General features: G+C 63.9%; 6 protein-coding genes. 4 read left to right on the top strand and 2 right to left on the bottom strand.

Going from position 1 to position 6,793, the window contains the following annotated elements:
* Together WBB85_RS13340 and WBB85_RS13335 are read left to right on the top strand one after the other, a co-directional pair.
* The coding region (locus WBB85_RS13340) for an aminotransferase class III-fold pyridoxal phosphate-dependent enzyme (protein ID WP_432639097.1) at nt 1–919 on the top strand (919 nt) is incomplete at its 5' end.
* A 10-nt stretch (nt 920–929) separates the two neighbouring features.
* Nucleotides 930–2,228 (top strand): NAD(P)/FAD-dependent oxidoreductase, encoded by a 1,299-nt coding sequence (locus tag WBB85_RS13335; RefSeq protein WP_432639096.1) that lies wholly within the window; start codon nt 930–932, stop codon nt 2,226–2,228.
* An 89-nt stretch (nt 2,229–2,317) separates the two neighbouring features.
* On the opposite strand, the gene WBB85_RS13330 is transcribed toward WBB85_RS13335, so the two are convergent.
* Nucleotides 2,318–3,658, bottom strand: a complete 1,341-nt coding sequence (locus tag WBB85_RS13330) for an NAD(P)/FAD-dependent oxidoreductase (protein WP_432639095.1) — start codon at nt 3,656–3,658, stop codon at nt 2,318–2,320.
* 327 nt (nt 3,659–3,985) lie between these two features.
* Here WBB85_RS13330 and WBB85_RS13325 point away from each other — a divergent pair, with 327 nt between their 5' ends.
* On the top strand, nt 3,986–5,053 hold the full coding sequence (locus WBB85_RS13325; protein WP_432639094.1) for a YeeE/YedE family protein: 1,068 nt from the start codon (nt 3,986–3,988) through the stop codon (nt 5,051–5,053).
* Here the strand turns inward: WBB85_RS13325 and WBB85_RS13320 are convergent.
* Nucleotides 5,001–6,278, bottom strand: a complete 1,278-nt coding sequence (locus WBB85_RS13320) for a DUF3422 family protein (protein ID WP_432639093.1) — start codon at nt 6,276–6,278, stop codon at nt 5,001–5,003. The two genes, WBB85_RS13325 and WBB85_RS13320, sit on opposite strands and share 53 nt — an antisense overlap.
* A gap of 192 nt (nt 6,279–6,470) precedes the next feature.
* Here WBB85_RS13320 and WBB85_RS13315 point away from each other — a divergent pair, with 192 nt between their 5' ends.
* Complete coding sequence (locus tag WBB85_RS13315) at nt 6,471–6,689, top strand: hypothetical protein (protein WP_432639092.1); 219 nt, start codon at nt 6,471–6,473, stop codon at nt 6,687–6,689.
* Nucleotides 6,690–6,793 lie beyond the last annotated feature (104 nt).

The following is a 6,793-nucleotide window of genomic DNA, read 5'->3' as shown; positions in this document are numbered from 1 at the left end:
GGGCGGCGGCTCGCTTGGCGGCATGGCGGGCATTCACGCCCAGGGCGGTCTGCCGATCCCGAACATCACCCATATCGGCCAGCCGCATTGGTACGAAGAGGGCGGCGACATGACGCCCGAGGAATTCGGCCTCATGCGCGCCCGCGAGCTTGAGGCGAAGATCGAGGAACTGGGCGTCGACCGCGTCGCGGCTTTCATCGGCGAACCGGTGCAGGGCGCTGGTGGCGTCGTGATCCCGCCCTCGACCTACTGGCCCGAGATCCAGCGTATCTGCGACAAATACGGCATCCTCCTGATCGCCGACGAGGTCATTACTGGTTTTGGCCGCACCGGCAACTGGTTCGCCAGCCCCGGCTTCGGGATCAAGCCGCATATCATGACCATCGCCAAAGGTCTTTCCTCAGGCTACGCGCCGATCGGCGGTTCGATCATCTGCGACGAGGTCTACAACACGGTCGCGGGGTCCGGCGAGGACTTCAACCACGGCTATACCTATTGCGGCCACCCGGTCGCCGCCGCCGTGGCCCTGCGCAATCTGGAGATCATGGAAGAGGAAAACATCCTCGACCATGTCCGCAATGTCGCTCATCCCTATCTCGCCGAACGCTGGACCGCTCTGGCCGACCACCCGCTGGTGGGTGAGGCGCGCCTCATCGGCCTCATGGGCACCATCGCGCTCACGCCCGACAAGGCGACCCGCGCCGCCTTCGCCTCCGATACCGGCACCATCGGCTATCGTTGCCGCGAGCGTTGCTTTGCCAACAATCTGGTGATGCGCCATGTTGGCGACCGCATGATCATCTCGCCGCCTTTGGTCATCACGCCTTCGGAAATCGACGTCTTCATCACCCGCGCGACCAAATCGCTGGATGAGACATATGCCGGGATCAAGGCGGACGGTCTTCTGAAAGCGGCCTGAGCGGGGTCTCATGGACATCCTCTATGCAAATGACAGGGCCGGTGAATATCCCCGGTCCTGGTATGCTGACACTGCCGAAGCTCCGGGGCCCTATCCCGAGGCGACGGGCGATCTGACCTGCGATGTCTGCGTCGTCGGCGCGGGCTTCACCGGTCTCTCTGCGGCGCTTCACCTCGCCGAGCGTGGCTTTGACGTGACCCTTCTCGACGCGCATCGTGTCGGCTGGGGCGCGTCGGGCCGCAATGGCGGTCAGGTGGGGACCGGTCAGAGACTCGATCAGGACGATCTGGAAAAGATGGTCGGACCCGACCATGCCCGCGCGCTCTGGGACCTCGCGCAGGAATCGGTCGCGCTCACAAAGACGCTCGCCACCGAACACGCGCCCGATGCGGCCTTCACGCCCGGCATCATCCATGCCTGCCACCGCGCCCGCTACGTGCCCCATTCAAAGCACTATGCAGAGAAGATGGCGCGGGATTACGGCTATGACCTGATCCGCCCCCTCGACCGCGACGAGATGCGCGAGATGGTCGGATCTACGGCCTATCACGGCGGCGATATCGACATGGGCGGCGGCCATCTGCATCCCTTGCGCTACGCCTTCGGCCTGGCCCGCGCGGCAAAGGCGAAAGGTGTGCGCATCTTCGAACGCTCAAAGGTCACCGGCATCGCCAAGGGCTCCCCCGCCACGGTCACGACGGAAAAGGCCAAGATCACCGCACGCCATGTCGTCCTCGCCTGCAACGGCTATCTCGGCCAGCTCGACAAACGCGTCGCCACCCGCGTCATGCCGATCAACAACTTCATCGTCGCGACCGAACCGATGACACCGGCCCAGCAGGAAAGCCTGATCCGGAACAACCACGCCGTTGCCGACACCAAATTCGTGATCAACTACTTCCGCTTCTCGGAAGATCACCGCCTCCTCTTCGGCGGCGCCGAAAGTTACGGCTACCGCTTCCCCGACATCGCAAAACTGGTGCGTAAACCGATGCTGGAGATCTATCCCCAGCTGCGCGACATCAAGATCACCCATGGCTGGGGCGGCACGCTTGGCATCACCCTGAACCGGATGCCGCATTTCGAACGGCTCACGGGCAATATCCTGTCGGCCTCGGGCTATTCCGGCCACGGTGTCGCCATGGCCACTCTGGGCGGCAAACTCGCGGCAGAGGCCATTGCCGGTCAGGCCGAACGCTTCGATCTGATGGCATCCGTCCCCACCAAGGCCTTCCCGGGCGGGGTCGCCTTCCGCTGGCCGCTCCTCGTCCTCGGCATGGTCTGGTTCTCGCTCCGCGACAAACTCTGACCCCTACGGCTTCTTCATTGCGCAAATACCCCCGCCGGAGGCACCCGCCCGAGCGGGGGCTCAATGCCCCCCGAGGGCGGCCCTCGCTGTCAGAGCGACGGGCCGAGCACGATCTTCGATCCATCCGAAAACCGCGCAAACCGGAACCGCCAGAGGTCATGGCCCGGCGCCCGTCCCTCGACCAGATCGGCCACCACCCGCCCCACGCCCGGCCCGATGCCAAAGCCATGCCCCGACATGCCCGTCGCCACAGTCAGACCCGGCAGGGCTGCGACATGGTCGATTACCGGCACCACATCGGGCATCGTGTCGATCATCCCCGCCCAGGACGCAGCGATACCGGGCCGCCCGATCCGGGGGAAAGCCGTGGCGAAACGATCCCTCAGCCGTTCAATCGCGGCCCGGTTTGGATCGGGATTGAGGATGCGCATCCGCTCAAACGGGCTTTCTTCATCTTCCGCCCATCGCCGTCTGGTCCCCCATGCGTCCGGATAGCCCTTGGGCGCTGCGGGCAGGAACCGCGTCCCTGAAAGGTCCGTCTTGATTTGGGTCCAGAACGCGCCGAAATGCCGGAACGCGTCTGGCCCGATGAAGAATTCATGGAAATCCCCGGGGGTCAGGGTATAGCCGCCATCCGCCCTGCGCCTGATCGCGAAATGGCTGTCGGCCACCGCACCCGACCAGACTTCCGGCAAGGGCTCGGTCGCTGTCACAGTGGCTCGCACCGAAAGCTGCGGCAGGATCAGCCCATGCCGCCGCGCCAGAAGCGAGGACCACGCGCCCCCCGCCAGCACGACCCGGTCGGCCCGGATGCGCCCCGCCTCGGTCACCACGCCGCTGATCCGTCCGGCCGACACATCAAGCGCCCGCACCGCGCAGTTCTCGACGATGGTGACACCCTTCGCCGCCAGCGCTTCGGCAAGACGCGGCACGGCGATCCAGGGTTCAGCCCGGGCATCCGAGGCCGTCCAGATACCGCCCAGCCATCCGGCGGCATTGGGCAGCATCGACTGCAACTCCGCCTGCCCCAAAAGCCGCGTGTCGAGCCCGTGCGCCTTTGCGTGAACCATCCACGCTTCATAGCCCGCAATATCCTTGGCGGTATTGGCGGCATAAAGCACGCCCGTCTGACGAAACCCGAGATCGGCGCCAGCCTCATCAGCCAGCCCTTTCCAGATCGACAGGGCCTCGATCATGATCGGCAGTTCGGCCGGATCACGGCCCTGCTGGCGAACCCAGCCCCAGTTCCGGCTCGACTGTTCCCCGGCGATCCGGCCCTTTTCGCACAGCACGACCTTCACACCGCTTCTGGCAAGGAACCATGCCGTCATCGCCCCGATGATCCCGCCGCCGATCACCACGACATCGGCGGATTTCGGGGGCGGCCCCGGAAACCGCACCGGGCTAGAAGCTGTGATCGGGAAAGACATGTGGCGGCTCCGCAAGGGACGATCCGGGCGACGGTGGCGCGGGCAATGAGCGCGGTCAAGGCCAACGATTCGACGTGTTGTGCGGCCATGGGGCATCGTGTCGGCTACACCACGCCCAACCGCCAAAATAAGAACATTGTCCTGCCCGGACAGAAACCTACGGAAGATCATCCCCTCAGCCGGGCCCGACCAGAGAGTTCAGTCCGCACAAATGTCGAAATGAGAAATTTGTTCTGAGCGTCAGACATTCCGCGGATGTCCGTTCTGTTTCGCCAATGAATATCTCCCGCTATCAGAAAACAAATTCCGATATCCGGAGATGTAGAGGTGTTCGAAACCCTTGGATTCGAGACATTGGGCCCGCGTGAGGTCTCTGTCCTCTTCGGCCTTGCCATCGGCGCAGCCTTTGGCGCATTGGCCGAGGCGACGCGGTTCTGCCTGCGCCGCGGGCTTGTCGGCGAAACCACCGAACGCCGGTCAGCACTCGGTGTCTGGCTGACGGCACTTGCCATTGCTGTGGTGGGAACCCAAGGGGCGGTGCATCTTGGCTGGATCGGCTTCGGCGAACATCGCTTCATGGCGGCTGACCTGCCCGTCCTCGCCATCATCGCGGGCGGGCTGCTCTTTGGCGCGGGCATGGTGCTGACGCACGGCTGTGCCTCGCGGCTGACGGTGCTTGCGGGCACCGGAAATCTACGGGCGCTGACCGTGATCGCAGTCTTTGCGATTGTGGCCCATGCAACGCTGAAAGGCATCCTTGCGCCCCTCCGCACGACACTTGGCAGCTACACGGTCGCACTCGGCGATGCTGTATCACTGGCCGCCCTGCCCGGCGGCGCGCTTCTCTGGTCCGCCCTCATCACGGCAGCGGCGCTGACCTATGCGCTGCGTTCCGGCAACCGCCCGATTGTGCTGCTTGGTGCGGCGCTGATCGGCGCATTGGTCCCGGCAGCATGGATCGGCACCGGCTTTGTCCTTTATGACGAGTTCGACCCGATCGCCTTCGAAAGCCTCTCGTTCACCTCGCCCGCTTCCGAAACGCTGTTCTGGACTGTTGCGTCCAGTTCGATCCCGGCGGGGTTCGGCACCGGCCTGATCGGTGGCGTCATCGCCGGGGCCGCCCTGCTGTCGCTGATCGCGGGCCGCTTCCGCTGGCAAAGCTTCAGTTCCCCGCGCGAGACCGGGCGCTATCTGGCGGGTGCGGTCCTGATGGGCGTGGGCGGCGTTCTGGCCGGGGGCTGCACCGTTGGCGCGGGTCTGGCGGGTGTGCCGACCCTCTCGCTTGCCGCGATCCTTGTATTGCTGGCGATCGTCGTGGGCGCGCGGTTGGCCGACCGGGCGCTCAGCGCATCCCCTTCCGGATCCTCCGGATCGATAGCCACACCAGCAGAATGACGGCTGGCGTCAGCAAGGCCGTCATCAGCCCCTTTGAGACCCCAAGCGGCTCCGTCACCGGATATGCGGCATAGGCGGCAAGGTTGACCGCGTAATAGCTGATCGCCACGACCGACAGCCCCTCGACCGTGTGCTGAAGCCGCAGCGCAAGGTCGGCGCGGCGATCCATGCTTTCCAGAAGCTTCTGGTTCTGGGCCGAGCGTTCGACATCGACGCGGGTCTGCAAGAGTTCCCCCGCCCGCTCCGCCCGTTCGGCCATCTGTTCCAGCCGCTTTTCGGCCGATTTCACCGTCCGCATTGCCGGGTCATAGCGGCGCATCATGAACTCGGCAAAGCTCTGACGGCCATCGAACCGGGTTTCGCGTAAGACCTCGACCCGTTGGTTCACCAGCGCCTCATAGGCACCGGCAGCACCAAAGCGGAAGGCGTGCCGCACGGCCTGCGCCTCAAGTGCTGCCGAGATTTCCAGAAGCTCGTGCAGCGTATCCTCGGCGTCCCGACCCTTGTCCGACATCGCGGCGACAAGGTCCGACAGCTTCGGGTCCAGCGCATTCAGGTGACGGTTCAGCTCCCGCGCCCGGCCAAGCGCCAGCATCGACATCGCCCGGTAGGTCTCGATCTCGCACAGCCGTTGCACGATACGGCCGATCCGGCGGGCGCCGGTGCCGGGGCGGGCAAAGACCGCAAAGCGCATCTGGCCTGCCGGGTCGATCTGGAAATCGCCCGCGATGATCGCGGTTTGATCCAGCACCCAGGAACAGGCGAGGCTTTCGGGGACGAACCAGTCGTCAAGCCGCGACTTCACCGCGACGAGGTTCTCGGGCAAGGGTTCCACCCGGATCAGGATCGCGGCGATGCGCTTGCCGGGGGCCTCAGAGGTCCAGTCGGCGGGAAAGACCTCGGCCTCGGCCGGGTTGAAGGCGCGTTCGCCGACGCCCTTGCCAAAGGCGGAATAGGTCACGAACTCCGTATGGCTTTCCCATTTCAGATCGTGCCGCCCGATCCGCGCGGCGTGATGGGTCGCCCCTTCCGGCGGATGCGCCCCCCCGTGCCGGTCCAAAAGCGCCAGAAGATGGGCGCGATCCTCCGCCCGGTCGCGGTTATGGGCATCGACCGGCTGTTTGACGGCGATATAGACGGCGTGACACGGCACATCGAGCGACGGGAAGGGTCGCGCGTGCAGTTCATTGACAAGCGCGTAACGCTGCGGATGGTCGTCAATCATGGATCAAGGCCGGTTGTCATCTGGCACCATACTAGCCAATTTCCAAAGCAAAGCAGAGCCTTCCGCACAAGTATTATAGCACACGGGCGTATACTTGCTTTTCTGCAACGCCATTTTCCTTGCGACCAAAAGTTTCGCCGCACAAGCCACTCTCAAACTGTCAGGGTGAGACGACGTAAGGAGGTTATCCGCATGCCACAAACAGTATTTTCGTCAAAAGACCAAGTTCAGCTCAAAAAACTGCTGGAAGGAGCAAAGAGTGGATTCATCTGGCATCCACGGCTAGGCGTCGTGAAAGTAGTGTCGATACAAGACAAATACGGCTGTCACGATCAACTCGAAACGGTTGATCTGAAGTGGGAATACGAGCCAGACCTTGAAGTCCCATTCTGGGACACTGGGCATCCGTAGACAAGCAGGCCCCCAAGGACGCCTTGGGGGCCTCATTTCATCAATGTTATCAGTCGATCATTGGCAGAAGACTGTCCACCGATGCCTTGGCATCGCCATAGAAC

Source organism: Albidovulum sp., from assembly GCF_049646345.1.
Classification (GTDB): Bacteria; Pseudomonadota; Alphaproteobacteria; order Rhodobacterales; family Rhodobacteraceae; genus Albidovulum.
This window is presented reverse-complemented; position numbering and strand designations above follow the sequence as displayed.

Excerpts from the sequence above, each read along its gene's own strand:
- WBB85_RS13335 (WP_432639096.1), top strand. The coding sequence starts at position 930 with ATGGACATCCTCTATGCAAATGACAGGGCCGGTGAATATCCCCGGTCC.
- WBB85_RS13330 (WP_432639095.1), bottom strand. The coding sequence starts at position 3,658 with ATGTCTTTCCCGATCACAGCTTCTAGCCCGGTGCGGTTTCCGGGGCCG.
- WBB85_RS13320 (WP_432639093.1), bottom strand. The coding sequence starts at position 6,278 with ATGATTGACGACCATCCGCAGCGTTACGCGCTTGTCAATGAACTGCAC.
- WBB85_RS13315 (WP_432639092.1), top strand. The coding sequence starts at position 6,471 with ATGCCACAAACAGTATTTTCGTCAAAAGACCAAGTTCAGCTCAAAAAA.